Source organism: Flavobacterium sp. CF108, assembly GCF_900129795.1.
In the GTDB taxonomy this organism is placed as follows: Bacteria; Bacteroidota; Bacteroidia; order Flavobacteriales; family Flavobacteriaceae; genus Flavobacterium.
The window spans coordinates 232,498-249,781 of the sequence record NZ_FQWW01000007.1; the positions used below are offsets into that span (position 1 = coordinate 232,498).

The following is a 17,284-nucleotide window of genomic DNA, read 5'->3' on the forward strand; positions in this document are numbered from 1 at the left end:
ATAGAAATAATTTTCACTTTTTTATGGTATTGATTTAATTTTCGTACAAAACTACATTTGTGGAAAATTATTCTTTAGAATCAATCTAAATAAATACCACAATGGAGGCACAAGAAAAATTAGAAACAATACTGCAAGAAGTCATAATTGAAAATGCGCACGATAAACATGTTTTTTCTAACAACAATAAATCAATTGGGATTTATAAGAAAAGCATGAAAAAGGCCATTAAAACAATTGAAAATCATTTAAAAGAAAGAGATACGCCCTTTACCGGAACCAGTATTTCGACGATTAAGCGAAAAATTGATAATATTTATCTCGAAGAAAATAAGAGAGGAAAAAGCCTGGATTATGTTTTGGATGAATTAAAAGATATTTATTTAGATGATTGTATTCATTTTCATAATCCCAAATACATAGCGCACCTTAATTGCCCAATTTTAACGCCAACACTTGTGGCTGAAGCTTTTGTATCTTCATTAAATTCTTCGATGGATACTTATGACCAAAGTACAGGAGCAACTTTCATAGAATTAAAATTAGTTAAATGGACGCTTGACAAATTGGGTTATCCTGAAAATGCCGACGGAATTTTTACCAGCGGCGGAACGCAGTCCAACATGATGGGATTGCTTTTAGCGAGAGATCATTACATCAAAAAGCATTTCGGAATTGATCCAAAAATGGACGGACTTCCTCCTGAAGCTTCAAAATTCAGGGTTTTATGTTCTGAAGTAAGCCATTTTAGTTTAAAGAAAAACCTAAGTCTTTTAGGTTTAGGACAAAATGCCGTAATTCCAGTTGCTGTAGATCCTGATTTTAAAATGAATGTGAATGCCTTAAATAAGGTAATTCAGCAGCAAAAAGATTTAGGAAATATTCCAATTGCAATTGTAGGAACAGCTGGAACAACAGATTTTGGTTCCATAGATCCATTGGCAGAAATTGCTTCGGTCGCCAATGAAAATGATATCTGGTTTCACGTAGACGCGGCTTACGGCGGTGGATTATTAATCAGTAATCTGCATAAAGAAAAACTTCAAGGAATCGAATTATCAGATTCAGTTACAATCGATTATCACAAAACGTTTTATCAGCCTGTAAGTTCAAGCGGCTTTTTTATGAGAGATAAATCCTTTGTGGATTATATCAAATACCACGCTGATTATCTGAACTCTAAAGAACAGGAAGACGAAGGAATTCCAAACATGGTAAAAAAATCAATCCAGACAACACGTCGTTTTGATGCCTTAAAATTATGGTTTACGTTGAGAATGATCGGAACAGAAGGTTTGAGTTCTTATATGGAAAAAGCAATCTCAAATGCCCAATTCACCGCAGATTTACTGAGAAACAGAGAAGATTTCGAAATCATTCATAAACCGGAAATCAGTGCGATTGTGTTTCGTTATACGCCATTTACCGGAAATGAAAATTCATACTGCGGCATCAACAGCTACATTCGTAAAGCCATTTTTAACGAAGGTAAAGCCATCATTACGAGTACAAAAGTCTACAACGAAGTATTCCTGAAATTCACTTTATTAAACCCGTTAACAACCCCAAAAGATATTGAAGAAATCATCGATTTGATTGTATATCACGGAAATGAATATTCATTAAAAAATTAAAATAAAATGCAAAACAAAATATACGATTTCATAGCAGTTGGAGTAGGGCCTTTCAATTTAAGTCTGGCTTGTTTAACCGCACCAATTGAAAATTTGGACGGATTATTTTTTGATAAAAATGAATCCTTCAACTGGCATCCGGGAATGTTGCTGCAAGACACGACATTACAAATTCCGTTTCTGGCAGATTTAGTGACCTTGGCAGATCCTACAAGTCCGTTTAGTTTTTTGAATTACATCAAAGAACAAGGAAAAATGTATTCGTTTTACATCCGTGAAAACTTCTTGTTACTAAGAAATGAATACAATCAATATTGTCAATGGGCAATTAAAAAGTTACCGAATATCTATTTTAATACGGAAGTTACAGCCATTGAATATGATGAAAATCAACAGCTTTATATTGTAACTACACTTTCTGCTAAAACAAACGTTACTACGATTTACAAAACCAAAAAGATTGTTTTAGGAACCGGAACAGCGCCGCATATTCCAAAATCTTGTCAATCTTTAAAAGGAAAAGCAATCCATTCCTCAGCTTATATTCAAAATAAAGCTTCACTTCAAAAACAAAAATCAATTACGGTTTTAGGAAGCGGACAAAGTGCTGCCGAAGTTTTCAATGATTTATTGCAGGAAATTGATGTTTACGGATACCAGTTAAACTGGATTACAAGATCGTCAAGATTTTTTCCAATGGATTACAGCAAGTTAACGCTCGAAATGACATCTCCGGAATATGTAGATTATTTTTATAATCTTCCTTCAGATAAAAGAGATGATTTGTTGAAGAACCAGAAATTATTGTACAAAGGAATCAATAAAGATTTGATCGCCACAATTTTCGATACCATTTACAGCAAAAAAGTAATAACTGAAATTGATGTGAATTTAAGAACCAACGCGGCTTGTACCAAAGGAACTTACGATGAAATGAATAAATCTTTTGAATTAGAATTACATCAGGTGGAGCAAGATAAAAGATACCGCCACAAAACCGATGCATTAGTCTTAGCAACGGGTTACGGTTATAAATTACCTCAATTTTTAGAAGGAATCGCTAACAGAATTCAATGGGATGATAAAGGACGTTTTGCCACGAACAGAAATTACTCAATTGACAATAATGGAAACGAAGTTTTTGTGCAAAATGCTGAATTACATACGCATGGTTTTGTAACACCCGATTTAGGAATGGCTTGTTACCGAAACTCATACATCATTAAAGAAATTACCGGGGTTGAACATTATGCTGTAGAAACCAAAATTGCTTTTCAGGAATTTGGAGTTCCCGCAGCAGAAGTGATTGAATCTCCGGCATTTGAAACCATCGCATAATTATGGAAACAGTACAACAAAAAAAGAGAGTTTTGGCGATCGATATTGCCAGAGGAATGAGTGTGATTTTGATGATGATGATTCACACGATGTTAATTTACGGAACAATTGAAACGCAGACAAAAACTGTTTTAGGCGAAATTATTTTATGGTTAGGCCGCGGCACAACCATGTTTTTGGTTAGCATGGGAATTTCTTTTGTATTATCAAGAAGACAAACTTTTACAGCCGTTTGCAAAAGAGCGTTATATATTTTGGCTGTTGGTTACGGAATGAATCTTTTAAAATTTTTGGTTCCTGAATTCATTTTTGGCGGACTTCCAGAAGCTTTTGTTTCGGCTTACGGTTTAAAATCAGGAACATTAGAAACAGGGATTTTCTTTTTGCTTTTGGGAGATATTCTACAATTGGCAGGAATCACATTGTTTATTATGGGACTTATCAACCATTATAGCAAAAGTAAATATGTGCCATTAGTTGTGGCTTTGGCAATCATAGCTGTTTCAAAAGAATTAAGCGGTTTCAGAGTCGGAATTGTGGGCTTAGATTATATCTGCGATTTATTTTTTAGCAATCAGTTTAATGTTTATTTCCCTGTTTTTCCGTGGAGTGCTTTCATTTTAATCGGAATGTTTTTAGGAAGATGGTACAAAGAATTAAACGAAAATCAGGAAGTATTTTTTAAGAAAATGTTATTCGTTGGTTTAGCTTTTATTGCCTTTGGAGGGATTTTAAACTTTTCCAATCCCGAATATCATTTTGGAGATTATTACCATTTAGGACCTGGCGGAAGTATTTTATTATTGGGAACAAATCTCGTTTTATATTGGTTGATTAACATTGTAGTACACTTGTTTAAAGAAAATAATAGAGTATTCAATTTATTGATTTTCTGTAGCAAACACGTAACAAGTTTATACGTAATTCAATGGGTTTTGATCAATTGGGGAATGTATGTTTTAGGTTTCTGGGAACATAATCAATGGTTTGTTTTAAGTTTATTCCCGGTTGTAATTGCCACAAGTATAAGTATTCAGCTGGTTTATAATGGAATCAAAACACTTTGGAAAACCAAATGGAGTAATAAAGACAGCAATGAATTAATTGTAAACAGCTAGAATTTATATTCTTACGATTAGATAAACCTGACAGGTTTTTAAACCCTGTCAGGTTTGCATTGAACATAGAAAATCAAAAAATATTTTGCCACAGATTTTAAAGATTAAAATGATTTCGAAACTAAAATCTAATAATCTAAAATCAACAATCTAAAATCTAAAATCAAATGAGCACATATAAACCTATTTATTCAACAACAATTCCGGATTTTGGAGTGATAGATTTTCGTCCGCTGCAATTGTCGACAGACGCTGTAATAATTCATGATTGGGTTAATCGTGATTATGCACAATACTGGGGTATGCAGGGAAAAAATCTCGAAGAAGTCCGTTTAGAATATGAAAAAATAACTCAGGATTCAGATGTTTTTATCGGACTTGTAAATGGAGAAATTTCGTTTTTATTAGAACGTTACAATCCAAAACATGATATTATCGGGAACTATTATACCGTTCAGGATTACGATTGCGGTATTCACATTATAGTTGCGCCGTCAACAAAACCTGTGCATCAGTTTACATGGCATATTTTTTCGAGCATTATGAAATTTATATTCAGAGATCTTACCATCGAAAGAATATTGGTTGAACCTGACATTCGCAACAAAAAAATGTTTGATATCTGCCATCGCGTAGGCTTCGAAGATGCTGATGCAGTCATTTTACCGCATAAAACTGCATTATTGGCCTTTTGTACAAGAGAGCAATTCATCAAAAAAATAGATTCATTTAACCTCAATTATACCGAAATGAATAACGAAAATCAATTAGAATTTCCAGAAAAAGCTATCATACATATTCAGCCCGAAGTTTGGGAAAAAGCCAATCGCTTACTGGTAAAAAAGGCCATTTGTGAGTTCTCGCATGAACTTTTAATTGAACCAATTTTAGAAACTGGAAATACATATTCGCTGTTTTCTGATGATAATTCGGTTAAATATATTTTTAAAGCAGAATTACTTGCGATGAATCATTTGAATATTCAGTTGAATTCGATTTCAAAATATAAAAATGAAGAATTACTTCCTTTAGATGCTGTAGATTTTATTCAGGAATTCAAAACCAGTTTAGGAATTTCAGAACAATTAATTCCTTCTTATCTGGAAGAAATTATAAGTACACTTTACGGAAGCTGTTACAAATTATTAAAAGAAAATTCGACTTCAAAGTCGCTTGCCAATTCTGATTTTCAAACCATAGAACAAGCCATGATGGAAGGTCATCCGGGTTTTGTTGCCAATAACGGAAGAATTGGTTACAACAGCATGGATTACAAAGCCTACGCGCCCGAAGCCGGAAATCCGTTCAGGATTTTATGGCTTGCCGGACATCGCGACAGAACCGTTTATGCCGGAACTCAAAAACTGGATTACGACACGTTAATTCAGCAAGAATTAGGAGCAGAAACTATCGCAAAATTCAATGCCACAATTTCAGAAAAAGGACAAAATCCAAACGATTATTTCTTTATTCCCGTGCATCCGTGGCAATGGTTTAATAAACTTGCCAATTTGTTTTCGCCGGAAATTGCCAAACAAAAACTGATTTGTGTAGGTTACGGCCCAGATTTATATCAGGCACAGCAATCCATCAGAACCTTATTCAACTTAAGTAATCCTAAAAAATTATATACCAAAACATCGCTTTCGATTCTGAATATGGGATTTATGCGTGGTTTACCGGTTTTTTATTTAGGCACAGCGCCAGAAATGGCAGAATGGCTGGATCAATTATTAAGCGGCGATCAATATCTGCAGAAAGTAGGTTTCGGAATGTTGGGCGAAGTTGCTTCTGTAAGTTACATTAATCCTTATTTTGAAAGCTTCGGAAAACACAATCCGTACAATAAAATGATTGCTTCATTATGGAGAGAAAGTCCTGTAGCAAAACTTAAAAATGACGAACAATTAATGACAATGGCGGCATTTTTACATTTAGATAAAGACGGAAATTCGTTATTATCTGAAATTATAAAAGCATCTTCATTATCAATAGACAATTGGCTTGCCGAATATTTCAAGGTTTATTTGAGCCCGTTATTACATTGTTTTTACCAATACGATTTGGTTTTTATGCCGCATGGAGAAAACCTTATTTTAGGGTTAGAAAATCATGTTCCGGTTCGTTCTTTCATGAAAGATATCACCGAAGAAGCCGTGATCCTAAATCCTGATGTTGTAGTTCCTAAAAACATTGACAGAATTTATGCTGAAGTTCCGGAAGACGTAAAATTACTTTCGATTTTTATTGATGTTTTTGATGGATTTTTCCGTTTCATGTCCGCTATTTTAGTTTCGAGTGATAATTATTCTGAAGATCGTTATTGGGAATTAGTGGCAGAATGTATCTCTGATTATCAGGAACAAAACCCACATCTGGAAGCTAAATTCGAACAATATGATTTGTTTGCCAATGAATTTCAGCTGTCTTGTCTGAACCGTTTGCAATTGAACAATAACAAAACCATGATCGATCTTGATGATCCTGTGGCGTTGTTACAATTTCAGGGGAAACTGCAAAATCCAATTGCTCCATATAAAAAAATAATAGCTTAATTCCTTAAAGATGAATAGTATAATAACTCATCCTGAAAACGATGTTGCAAACGACGTTGTTTTTGTAAAAACAATTCCCGGTTTAGGGGTTTTTGAGCTGCGCCCGCTTGATATGGAATTAGATATTCCGTTGATTCACAATTGGGTAAACCGTGATTACGCCGTTTATTGGGAAATGAATGGATTTTCTGTAGAAGAAGTAAAAAATACCTACTATAATATTCAGGAAAAAGCGCAGGTTTATATTGGAAAATTCAATAACAATGTTGCTTTTTTATTAGAATGCTATGATCCGAAAGATGATATTGTTGGCAAGTATTACGAAGCTGAAAAAGGGGATAAAGGCATGCATATTTTAGTTGCACCTTCAGAAAAACCAATTCCGAATTTTACATGGAATATTTTTACCGTAATCCTTGATTTTATCTTTAGTGATGCCAAAAGCCAGCGTATTGTGGTTGAGCCCGACGCAAGAAATCATAAAATTCATTTACTGAATAAAAGGGCCGGATTTATTTTTCAGCGTGTTCTCGATTTGCCGCACAAACAAGCGCATCTGGAATTTTGCACACGCGAAGATTATTACAAGGCATTACAACAGGTTTAATTTGAAACAAATGAAAACACCAACCCAAAATATACAGCACTTAACGAAGGAGAATTGGGACAAAGCGAATGCCATTTTACTAAAGAAAACCTTAAGTGAATTTGCACACGAATTATTGATTGTTCCGATAAAAAAAGTTTCAAATTCATACAGTATTTCTTCGCCCGATAAAAAAGCCGAATATACTTTTGAAGCCACAATTTTAGCCTTAAATCATTGGTCAATTGCTGTAGATTCTATACAAAAGACAATCGACGGAAAAAAATCGCCTTTGCGTTTACTAGAATTTATTATTGAATTCAAAGATGTTTTAGGAATCAGCGAAAGTTTATTACCGACATATCTCGAAGAAATTACAAGTACATTATATAGTACAGCCTATAAAATCGCAAACGAGAAATATTCGTCGAAAGATTTATTAGCACTTGATTACCAAATCATCGAACACGCCATGACCGAAGGACATCCGTGTTTTGTGGCCAACAGCGGTAAAAATGGTTTTAATATTGATGATTTTGCCACTTTTTCTCCAGAAGCCAATGCACCCGTAAAATTATTATGGATAGCAGGACATAGGAGCAAAGCGACTTTTAACGCAATTGAAACATTAGATTATCAAAAAGTATTGCAGCAGGAATTATCTGTTGAAAATATTTCTGCATTCGAAAATATATTAAAATCTCAAGATTTGAATATTGATGATTATTATTTCTTTCCCGTACATCCGTGGCAATGGTTCAATAAACTGGCTTTAATTTTTGCGCCAGATATTGCCGAAAAGAATTTAGTTTGTTTAGGTTATGGCGATGATGAATATTCGGCACAACAATCGATTCGTACTTTTTTTAATACTTCATCACCAGAAAAATTTTATGCAAAAACGGCACTTTCTGTAATCAATATGGGATTCATGCGCGGACTTTCTCCTTATTATATGGAAAGCACACCCGCCATTACAAAATGGGTTGCAGACTTGGTTGAAAATGATTCGTATTTACAGCAAAAAGGCTTTACACTTTTGGGAGAAGTCGCAACAATTGGATATCGCAATTTCTTGTACGAACCTTTAGGAAGAAGTATTCCGCATAATAAAATGTTAGCCACATTATGGCGCGAAAGCCCGATTCCTAAATTATCGAAAGGACAACATATCATGACAATGGCAGCTTTATTACACGTTGACCAATCCGGAAATGCTTTTGTTTCTGAATTAATTAAAAAATCAGGAATCACTGCAAAAGTATGGATCAGCCATTATTTAGACGCTTATCTTTCGCCATTATTGCATTGTTTTTATGAGCATGAAATGGTTTTTATGCCACATGGCGAAAACCTTATTTTAGTGTTAGAAAATCATATTCCGGTAAAAGCAATTATGAAAGATATAACAGAGGAAGTGATGGTTTTTAATGGAGAAATTCCATTGCCCGAAAAAGTAAAACGCATTCATATTGACATGAAAGAACCGCTGAAAATTCTATGCATTTTTAATGATGTTTTTCAGTTTTATTTCCGTTTTCTTTCCGCCATTTTATCCGAAACCCAAACACTTCCCGAAGAAGATTTCTGGTCTGCCGTTGCCGATTGTATTCAGGATTATCAATCAGCTCATCCGCATTTGCAGGAACAATTTAAAAAATACAATTTGTTTGTTCCTGAATTTGATTCGTGCTGCCTGAACCGACTGCAATTACGAAACAACAAACAAATGCTAGATTTAGCAGATCCTATAGACAGTCTTCAATTTGTTGGAAAACTAACAAATCCTGTTGCAGCGTTTAGTCAAAAGCTAAAGTCAGTTCCAACTTTATAAAAGTCATTTCTCGCAAAGTCGCAAAGTTTTTTTTGTCATTTCGACGAAGGAGAAATCTCCGCAAGTAACTCCGCAGCTAAAGTCCAATTTTTGTAGAGCTTCTCGCGAAGATTTCTCCTTCGTCGAAATGACAAGATTGCGCTAAAAAAACGCTGCATCTTCGAAACTTCGTGCGATTAAACCATCACAAAGATTAAAAATAAAACTTTGCGCCCTAGCGCCTTTGTGGCAATAAAAAAAACTATGTTCAAGCGTTTAAATAAAATAATGCAATATGCAGAATCATTTGATTTCACCAAAGGAAGTATCAGAAAAGGAATCCTGATTCTATCCATTCCAATGGTTTTAGAAATGGCAATGGAATCCGTTTTTGCTTTGGTCGATTTGTATTTCGTCGGGCATTTAAAAGAAAGCAATTATGCCATTCAGGTTGTTGGTTTAACCGAATCTGTTTTTGCGATTATTTACTCGATTGCCATCGGAATCAGTATTGCAACAACGGCAATTGTCGCGAGACGTATTGGTGAAAAAGAAACCCAAAAAGCCGCAGAATCTGGTGTACAAGCCATTATAATTGCGATTGCTATTAATGTTTTTATAAGTTTAGGAGGATTTATTTTTGCAAAAGACATTCTCATGTTAATGGGCGCTTCGGCATCTGCTGTAGTTTATGGCGTAAATTATACCAAAATCATGATGGCAGGAAGTGTTTTTGTGATGTTGATTTTCCTGATTAACGGAATTTTCAGAGGCGCAGGAAATGCGATAATTGCCATGAAAAGTCTATGGATTGCTAATATTTCGAATATTATTTTATGTCCGATTCTCATTAACGGATTTTGGTTTATTCCCGCAATGGGTGTTACTGGGGCAGCGATTGCAACAACCATCGGAAGAGGAATAGGTGTTTTATACCAATGTTATTTCCTTTTTTACGGACAGGGAATTTTAAAAATCAAATGGAATTATTTCCTTCCGAATTATAAATTAATTCAGGGCATAATAAAACTAGCAACTCCCGGAGTTTTGCAATATGTAATTGCTTCTTGCAGCTGGATTTTCCTTGCTAATCTGGTTGCTGTAACGGGCGGAGATTATGCGTCATCAGGTTATCAAACGGCAATTCGAATTATGATGTTTTTCATTCTTCCGGCTTGGGGATTAAGTAATGCCGTTGCTACTTTGGTTGGACAAAATCTGGGAGCGGATGAAATTGGAAGGGCAGAAAAAGCTGTTTACAAAACCGCCAAATACAATATGATTTTTATGGGAACCATTATGTTGGTTTGCTTTTTCAGCGCACATTTTTTGATTTCCTTTTTTACGAATGATCCAGTTATTATCAGAATCGCTGTAAACGCATTGCAGATTATGAGCGTTGGTTTTATTTTCTACGGTCTCGGAATGGTTTTAAACAATACTTTCAATGGAGCAGGAGATACCTGGACACCAACCTGGATCAACATTTTAGGATTCTGGATTTTTCAGGTTCCGTTTGCGTATCTTTTGGTTTATTATTATGAAATGGGACCAACAGGCGTTTTTATCGCAATTCCAACTGCCGAAACATTGATTACGATTTTGAGCGTAATTGTGTATAGGAGAGGGCGATGGAAGAGGATTTTAGTTTAAAAATTGAAGATTTAACTTTGTATTTTATTTTCCGATGCAGAAATTAACAAGCTAGTGATTACTGAGGGTTGCAGATTATAAGGTACAAAGAAAGTACAAATCTGTTCAAAATATTACAAACTAAAAACAAGTAAACTTTTATCCAATATTTCAAGTGAAAATGGCATTTTGTAACTGCTATATCATTTTTTCGAGAACACATTAACCCAGCGGTTGATGCAAAGTTATTAAAATTATTTACTATTATTTTGATTATATCATTTAAAAACAAAAAACTATACAGGAGAATCACTTATACTTGATTTGTCGTCAGCTAATAAAATAGTTCTTATTCTGTCAATATGTACCTGTGACATTGCGGCTCTTTCCTTTGCAGAGGCAGCTACGCTTCCTTTTTGATCATTTGCTATCGTGGTGAGCAGATTTTTTCTTTCTTCAAACATTCTTAAGGCAGTCCACATGGTTTCTTCGATTTTCTCGGTCTGTTCTGCTAACAAAGAAGCGGCGGTGTAAGCATGACCTGTATGACAGCGATATCTAAGTCCGGGGCCTTTGTTCATTTTCCACAATACACCTCCACACCCAGGACAGTTAAAAGGAACTTGTTCCCCCAATGAATTGACAGAAGGCAGGTCGCTCAAAACACGTTGTGCAATTTTGACTTCCTTTATAATGTCTTGTGGAACTGCAGGCTTTTTCTTGGGTTTTCTTATCATGAGAGTGGAAAGAATACCGCCCATCTCTGCTATTGGTACGCAAAAGTCCGGCGTCATTTGATTCAGTGCATTTGTAGGCATGTCAGGATAATCTGCATCTGCGGGATCCTGGATTATGCTGATGCCTGCGCACCTTTGAATGGTAATAAGACCAGCTGTACCATCATCAAGATATCCGGTTAGAAGAATTCCGATAGTCCTGTTTCCAAAAGAAGCTGCTGCTGATCTGAACAAAGGGTCTATTGCAGGACGTGAACGATTTTCCTGGGCACCCTTGGTTACTAAAAGAGAACCATCATTTTCAACCATAAGATGATGATCGGAAGGAGCAAAATAAATATAACCGGATTCAATACGATTTCCTTGCTTGGCATGGATACATTTGAGTTTTCCAATTTTATTCAGTGAAGTAAGGAGTGCATCTCCTGTTGCATCAGCAGAGATATGCTGAACTATCAATATTGGTGCGGGAAAATCTTTTGGAAGTTGTTCCACCAAATTTGTCAGGGCTTTCATGCCTCCTGCTGATGTACCTACGACAACAATATAATTATTTTCTTCTGGAACTGGTTTCATCTTATAAATGTAAGCAAATAAGTTTCAACATATTGGAAATATACAGGATGGGATATTAAATTTGTGCAATAACTGTAAAGATTCTTTCTATATAAATATAATTTGATGCTGTTATGACAGATTTAATTGTACTTTCGGTTTAAATAGTTCTAAAATAATGAAAAGTACAGATATAAGAATTTTATTGACAGATGATGATCGAGATGATAGATATTTTTTTGCTCAATCAGTAAAAGATTTGAATTTTAATTGTCCTGTTGAGTTTTTAAAAATGGTGCGGTACTAATTAGTTTTCTTTATAGTTAAAATTTTAAAATCCCGTATATTGGCTTTTGTTTTAAAGTATCTTTCTTTTTATGCAGCTTTTATAGTTGTAGGGTTGTTTAAGTTTTATTGAACCTAGAGCAGCATTAATGTATCTTTGAGATCAAGAACTTCACAGTGTGGGTTTATTTATTTACCTTGTCCGCTAACACTTATTAAATAAGACTTATGAATAAAAGCGGGCCGATTATAATTATAGAAGATGACCAGGATGATCAGGAAGTATTGGGAGAGGTTTTTAGAAGGCTTGAGTATCCTAATGAAATTATTTTTTTCGGTGATGGCGAGCAGGCACTTGAATACCTTACTGAGACTACCATCGAGCCTTTTATTATATTCTCAGATATCAATATGCCAAAACTCAATGGAATAGAGCTTCGGGCAAAAGTTCATGAAAATGAGGATTTGAGAATGAAATCAATTCCGTATTTGTTTTTTTCGACAGTTGCTGAACAGCAACATGTCATCGATGCATATTCCAAATCGGTTCAGGGTTTTTTTGTAAAGCCATCTGATTTTAATCAAATGACAGCCATGATAAAAAACATAGTGGAATACTGGCAGAATTGTGTTTCGCCCAATTACGTAAAATAGCCAGTTTAAGGGATTTACTAGCTGGAAAAGCTTATCTGAGGTGCTTCCTGATTCACTTTATGTTATAAGGGGCAGTTTTTCTCAAGTTAATTGCAGAATACGTATTGATTATTACTTAAATAATTTTAAATATTTTCCTGACATGCCAATTGAAATTAGTGTCATCCTGCTGTTATCCGTTTATTTTTTCCTTATGATACTCCCTGAGCCATTTTTCCATTCTCTGCAATAGCTGCAGTTCTTTAGGATCACCTTCAGGATTAGAAAGTCCTGTAATAGTCCTATCATAATGAAATCTTTTATCCTCAAACTGGCAGGTAAATTTTGGAACCTCGTTATGTATGACCAGCCATTTATCCTGATGGGTGTTTTTAATTTCAAACTTCTTCATTTTTAATCATCTCTACAACAGACATAGGTACAAAGATGATTACTGTTTTGCGCTGTTTTACTGCTGAATTTGAGCCTGCAAAATTAGAGCATTATTGCGCTTTTTTGTTATATAATTTAGAGCTGAGCAATATTTTTTGATGGGGTAATTATCGCTGAAATCAAATTAGTCAAGTATTAAGAATTGTTACCAGAATTTAATTTTGAGTGATCATAATAATGCTGTCTTTTTGGAGATCTTCCCGCAATACGTTCCAATCTTTTGTGCCAAACCCCGGCACAAAAGGATTTCACTGCTATCGGGGCTAGGGTATTTATCAATTAAAAATATAGACCGTAAGTTATTACAAAGTTTTTCAGAGTTGTTACAAATTAGCATTATTGCTCTTTGATATAGTTTTATTTTGTAATAAAATTGCACAGAATTTAAAGACAATAACTGGCTTAAATTAGAATTTTTTTGCTGTAAAATTTAGTTTGGGAATGAAATACAAAAATATATTATTAGTCAACGATATTAACGATGATGCAGAGACTTTTGTATTAGTAGTCAATGCAATTAATCATAAAATTAGATCATCAGTAGAAAGTAGTGCACTTGAAGCTCTAAAAAAGCTTAAGAATTCAAAATTATCACCCGATATAATTTTCTTGGATTATAACATGCTAGATCTTGATGGAACTGGATTTCTTAAATTACTTAGAGATATTAAAGGTCTAAAAAGAATTCCAATTGTACTTTATTCTCGAAATTCAGGACATATGCTACAGGAAGCAGTGACCAAATTCAAGAGAGTGCAGTTTTTGAAGAAGCGTGCGAATTTTAGAAAGCTTTTTAATTCCCTGCAAAAGATAATTATATCTGAAAAGCCTGAAAAAAAAATATAACAACTTAAAACTATTGCTTCTAATTCCCCGCTGGCTCTGGCATTCTTATTTTCAAAAAAAGCTTTATTTTTGAAATAAATAGGAGAGAATTTTTATTTTTTAAGTTAAACTACTATTCATTCATTTAATGAACCTCCTTAAGGAGAAATCAAGGTAATTTTCAGGGTTATTTGTTTGATTAAGTGGTGCTTAAGGTTTTTGGCAGGCTTAAACCAGAAAAGGCTGTCAGGAAATTGACAACCTTTAATGACTAATAAAATAAAAATAAAATTAAAATAATTATTGCCCGTTATTGCTTCGGATCCATAATTACTTCAACGCTGCTAGAACTATCCAAAACATGTTTGCTCAATTGCTGAATAGTTTTTTGATTAATTTTTGAAATTAAATTTTTATAATCAGCGTCCTGCATATTGGGTATTGCATTGATACTGATGTTATAGATGATACTTCCCCAATAAGAATTGGTCTTGATTGATTCTTCCCTGTTTTTTAGAATGGCTTTTTTAATGTCCTCCAGGTCACTGGCAATGACTGGTTTTGATTTAAGATCACCAAGTTCTTTATAGACAATCTGCATTAATTTCTGCTGTTTTTCCGGATTACAGTCAAAACTAAGTGTAAGGTCATAGCGAGGTTTAGGAATTACCTGCAGGCTGCCCTTAACGCTCACACCATAACTTCCCCCTTCTTCTTCACGAATGGTCTGCAGAAAACGTTTTGATAACAGCTCCCCTATGATATACATTCCGATAGCATTTTCTTCGCTGTATTCCATCTTTCCTGTTAAATGCAGATAAGCGGTACTTTTAGGAGTCTGCATTTTACGTTGAAAATGAACCACAGTTTTGCCTTCTGCAGGCTCGAGGTTATGATCTGTAAAGGATGAGGTAGCCGTAAGATCAGATGGGATATTTCCAATGTATTTTTGTATTAATCCAAGAGCAGACTCTGGGATGTTTCCAACAAAAACAAAAGTGAAATTGGCAGCATTTCTAATGCGGTCTCTGTAGATTTTTTCTGCTTTTTGTAAATTGATATTCTCAAGGAATTTTTCATTAAAAATAAAGGTACGAGGGTTGTGATTTGAATTAGCCAGAGCTACAGTATCGTTAAATGCATTATCGTTATCCTCTTTGAGGTTTTCCAAACGATTTTTATATTGTGTTTTTAGGATATCATAGATATTAACATCAAAACGGGGCGCTTCAAAAGAAAGGTAAAGCAATTGTAGCATGGTCTCCAAATCTTGTCCATTTGAACTTCCCTGGAATCCTTGGGTGTTCTCTGTAATATAGGGACTTACTTTTGCTACTTTGCCAGTTAGTTTTTCCTTTAAAGCGGTTGAATCAAAATTACTAAGTCCGGAAGATCTTGCTAGGGTAGTTGCAATTTCGGCAGAAGCTAAATCTTCCTGTTTTACTAAAGATTTACCTCCTTTGCCAAAAGCGGTAAAAAGGACCTGATCTGGAGAATAATTTGTTGGAAGAATGATTATTTTAGCTCCATTCTCCAGTATATATCCTTTTGCATCGGCTAGCTCAGGGACGTTGAAATTTTCTTTAATTTTAACTGGCTTTAGCTCTTTTTGTATTAAAGGATCGTTATTGACCTCTTTTTTATAAGGGGCTAAAGGCATCGTTTCTACCTTTTTCATCACATCGATAACGGCTTGTTTTGTAGGGAACTCATTTTTTTCTTTGTCAGAACCCGTAACTAAAACTACCTGATTAGTGTTTTGTTGTATGGTTTTTAGGTAGTTGTTTAATTCTTCTAATGATAATTTTTTTATAATTCCCACTACAAGATTATAATCATCCTCAGGGCTAAGAAAAGGTTTTGCCTTTAAAAAGTACCCCGTTAGTTTATCGGCCCAGCTATCGCTGTCTACCTTGTCTTTATTTTTAAGAAAGTCATCATAAGAACTTATAAAATCTTTTTTAATACGGTCTAATTCTGCCGGAACTGCACCGTATCTTTTCAAACGTTCCGCTTCGGTATAGACCTCTTCAAAAGACTCTAACAGCCGGTCTTTTTGAGCTGTAGCCGAGAGGTTGAAAGAGGTGTTTAATCTTGAAATCGGCTCAAAATAAGCTTTTAGATTCAGGCTTGATTTTTGATTTTTCAACAATAGTTCTTTTAGACGGCTGTTAAGTATACTGGTATAAAAAGAGTTCATTACATTTTTTCGGGTAAGGGCTGAATCTTTAACCATTGGCTCATCGAGCACATATTGTAATGTGATTTGTGTATTTACGGCTTCTTTATCGCTTGCAGTTCCAAAATACAATTCATCATGTTTAGGGATATCGTAGTACTTGCGCGGCGTTGCTTTTTTTACCAAAGGTATATTCGAGAATATGGTTTTAACCCTTTCCTCCATAGCTTTAACGTCAATATCTCCCACTATAATTACGGCCTGTAAATCAGGTCTGTACCATTTTTTATAGTAGTTTCTAAGTTCTGGATATTTGAAATTATTAATGATATTCAAATCACCAATAACATCTCGTTTACTGTATTTTGATCCTTTGTATAAGATTTGGTCCGTTTGGTTTTTTAAACGAAAACCGCTGGTTCTTCTTGTTCTCCATTCTTCCGTGATGACACCTCTTTCGGCATCAATTTCTTCGTTGTTAAGCGAAAGAGAGCCAGACCAATCGTGCAATACCCAAAGTGTAGAATCAATGAGTTTTTCATTGTTTACCGGAACACCACTGATATTATAAACGGTTTCATCCTGGGCGGTATAGGCGTTGATGTCTTTTCCAAAACTCACTCCATTTTTTTCCAGCATTTTAATGATTCCTTTACCTTTAAAATGTTCTGTTCCGTTAAAGGCCATATGTTCGAGAAAATGAGCAAGTCCATTTTGGTTGTCTTCTTCTAATATGGCTCCCACATTTTGAACAAAATAAAAACTCGCCCTGTCCTTTGGCTCCTCGTTATGGAGAATGTAATACGTTAATCCATTTTTAAGTTTGCCTGTAGTAACATTTTTATCTAAAGCAATGGTAGTTTTGAACTGAGAAAACATAACGTGACAAGATAAAATCAGCATCGCGTTTATGATTTGCTTTTTGTGTGTATTATACATGT

12 protein-coding genes are annotated in these 17,284 nt (G+C 34.7%); 9 read left to right on the plus strand and 3 right to left on the minus strand.

Annotation, left to right across the window (positions count from 1 at the left end):
* Positions 1-101 precede the first annotated feature (101 nt).
* The 7 genes from BUE10_RS19000 (at position 102) to BUE10_RS19030 (ending at position 10,697) form a co-directional block, all read left to right on the plus strand.
* Positions 102-1,634, plus strand: a complete 1,533-nt coding sequence (locus BUE10_RS19000) for a pyridoxal phosphate-dependent decarboxylase family protein (protein WP_073487672.1) — start codon at positions 102-104, stop codon at positions 1,632-1,634.
* 6 nt (positions 1,635-1,640) lie between these two features.
* Positions 1,641-2,972 (plus strand): lysine N(6)-hydroxylase/L-ornithine N(5)-oxygenase family protein, encoded by a 1,332-nt coding sequence (locus tag BUE10_RS19005; RefSeq protein ID WP_073487674.1) that lies wholly within the window; start codon positions 1,641-1,643, stop codon positions 2,970-2,972.
* Between the two features lie 2 nt (positions 2,973-2,974).
* Entirely contained in the window at positions 2,975-4,090 is a 1,116-nt protein-coding gene (locus BUE10_RS19010) for a heparan-alpha-glucosaminide N-acetyltransferase domain-containing protein (RefSeq protein ID WP_073487676.1), read from the plus strand.
* Between the two features lie 167 nt (positions 4,091-4,257).
* On the plus strand, positions 4,258-6,645 hold the full coding sequence (locus tag BUE10_RS19015) for a GNAT family N-acetyltransferase (RefSeq protein ID WP_073487677.1): 2,388 nt from the start codon (positions 4,258-4,260) through the stop codon (positions 6,643-6,645).
* Positions 6,646-6,655: 10 nt separating this feature from the next.
* Positions 6,656-7,252, plus strand: a complete 597-nt coding sequence (locus BUE10_RS19020; RefSeq protein WP_073487679.1) for a GNAT family N-acetyltransferase — start codon at positions 6,656-6,658, stop codon at positions 7,250-7,252.
* A gap of 10 nt (positions 7,253-7,262) precedes the next feature.
* Entirely contained in the window at positions 7,263-9,065 is a 1,803-nt protein-coding gene (locus tag BUE10_RS19025; RefSeq protein WP_073487681.1) for an IucA/IucC family protein, read from the plus strand.
* A 267-nt stretch (positions 9,066-9,332) separates the two neighbouring features.
* Positions 9,333-10,697: an MATE family efflux transporter gene (locus BUE10_RS19030; protein WP_234984772.1), complete on the plus strand. Its 1,365-nt coding sequence runs from the start codon at positions 9,333-9,335 to the stop codon at positions 10,695-10,697.
* Between the two features lie 275 nt (positions 10,698-10,972).
* Here the strand turns inward: BUE10_RS19030 and BUE10_RS19035 are convergent, their stop codons facing one another.
* Complete coding sequence (locus BUE10_RS19035) at positions 10,973-11,989, minus strand: chemotaxis protein CheB (RefSeq protein WP_073487685.1); 1,017 nt, start codon at positions 11,987-11,989, stop codon at positions 10,973-10,975.
* Positions 11,990-12,481: 492 nt separating this feature from the next.
* Here BUE10_RS19035 and BUE10_RS19040 point away from each other — a divergent pair, with 492 nt between their 5' ends.
* Complete coding sequence (locus BUE10_RS19040; RefSeq protein WP_073487687.1) at positions 12,482-12,907, plus strand: response regulator; 426 nt, start codon at positions 12,482-12,484, stop codon at positions 12,905-12,907.
* 172 nt (positions 12,908-13,079) lie between these two features.
* Here BUE10_RS19040 and BUE10_RS19045 read toward each other — a convergent pair whose 3' ends face one another.
* Positions 13,080-13,298 (minus strand): hypothetical protein, encoded by a 219-nt coding sequence (locus BUE10_RS19045; protein ID WP_073487689.1) that lies wholly within the window; start codon positions 13,296-13,298, stop codon positions 13,080-13,082.
* A gap of 482 nt (positions 13,299-13,780) precedes the next feature.
* Between BUE10_RS19045 and BUE10_RS19050 the strand changes: the two genes are divergently transcribed.
* On the plus strand, positions 13,781-14,185 hold the full coding sequence (locus BUE10_RS19050) for a response regulator (RefSeq protein WP_073487690.1): 405 nt from the start codon (positions 13,781-13,783) through the stop codon (positions 14,183-14,185).
* A 289-nt stretch (positions 14,186-14,474) separates the two neighbouring features.
* Here BUE10_RS19050 and BUE10_RS19055 read toward each other — a convergent pair whose 3' ends face one another.
* The gene (locus BUE10_RS19055) at positions 14,475-17,282 is read right to left on the minus strand and encodes a M16 family metallopeptidase (protein WP_083598178.1); all 2,808 of its coding nucleotides are present in this window, start codon (positions 17,280-17,282) and stop codon (positions 14,475-14,477) included.
* Between the last annotated feature and the right edge of the window lie 2 nt (positions 17,283-17,284).

Excerpts from the sequence above, each read along its gene's own strand:
- BUE10_RS19015 (WP_073487677.1), top strand. The coding sequence starts at position 4,258 with ATGAGCACATATAAACCTATTTATTCAACAACAATTCCGGATTTTGGA.
- BUE10_RS19050 (WP_073487690.1), top strand. The coding sequence starts at position 13,781 with ATGAAATACAAAAATATATTATTAGTCAACGATATTAACGATGATGCA.
- BUE10_RS19010 (WP_073487676.1), top strand. The coding sequence starts at position 2,975 with ATGGAAACAGTACAACAAAAAAAGAGAGTTTTGGCGATCGATATTGCC.
- BUE10_RS19025 (WP_073487681.1), top strand. The coding sequence starts at position 7,263 with ATGAAAACACCAACCCAAAATATACAGCACTTAACGAAGGAGAATTGG.
- BUE10_RS19045 (WP_073487689.1), bottom strand. The coding sequence starts at position 13,298 with ATGAAGAAGTTTGAAATTAAAAACACCCATCAGGATAAATGGCTGGTC.
- BUE10_RS19000 (WP_073487672.1), top strand. The coding sequence starts at position 102 with ATGGAGGCACAAGAAAAATTAGAAACAATACTGCAAGAAGTCATAATT.
- BUE10_RS19055 (WP_083598178.1), bottom strand. The coding sequence starts at position 17,282 with ATGTATAATACACACAAAAAGCAAATCATAAACGCGATGCTGATTTTA.
- BUE10_RS19020 (WP_073487679.1), top strand. The coding sequence starts at position 6,656 with ATGAATAGTATAATAACTCATCCTGAAAACGATGTTGCAAACGACGTT.
- BUE10_RS19040 (WP_073487687.1), top strand. The coding sequence starts at position 12,482 with ATGAATAAAAGCGGGCCGATTATAATTATAGAAGATGACCAGGATGAT.
- BUE10_RS19030 (WP_234984772.1), top strand. The coding sequence starts at position 9,333 with ATGCAATATGCAGAATCATTTGATTTCACCAAAGGAAGTATCAGAAAA.
- BUE10_RS19005 (WP_073487674.1), top strand. The coding sequence starts at position 1,641 with ATGCAAAACAAAATATACGATTTCATAGCAGTTGGAGTAGGGCCTTTC.
- BUE10_RS19035 (WP_073487685.1), bottom strand. The coding sequence starts at position 11,989 with ATGAAACCAGTTCCAGAAGAAAATAATTATATTGTTGTCGTAGGTACA.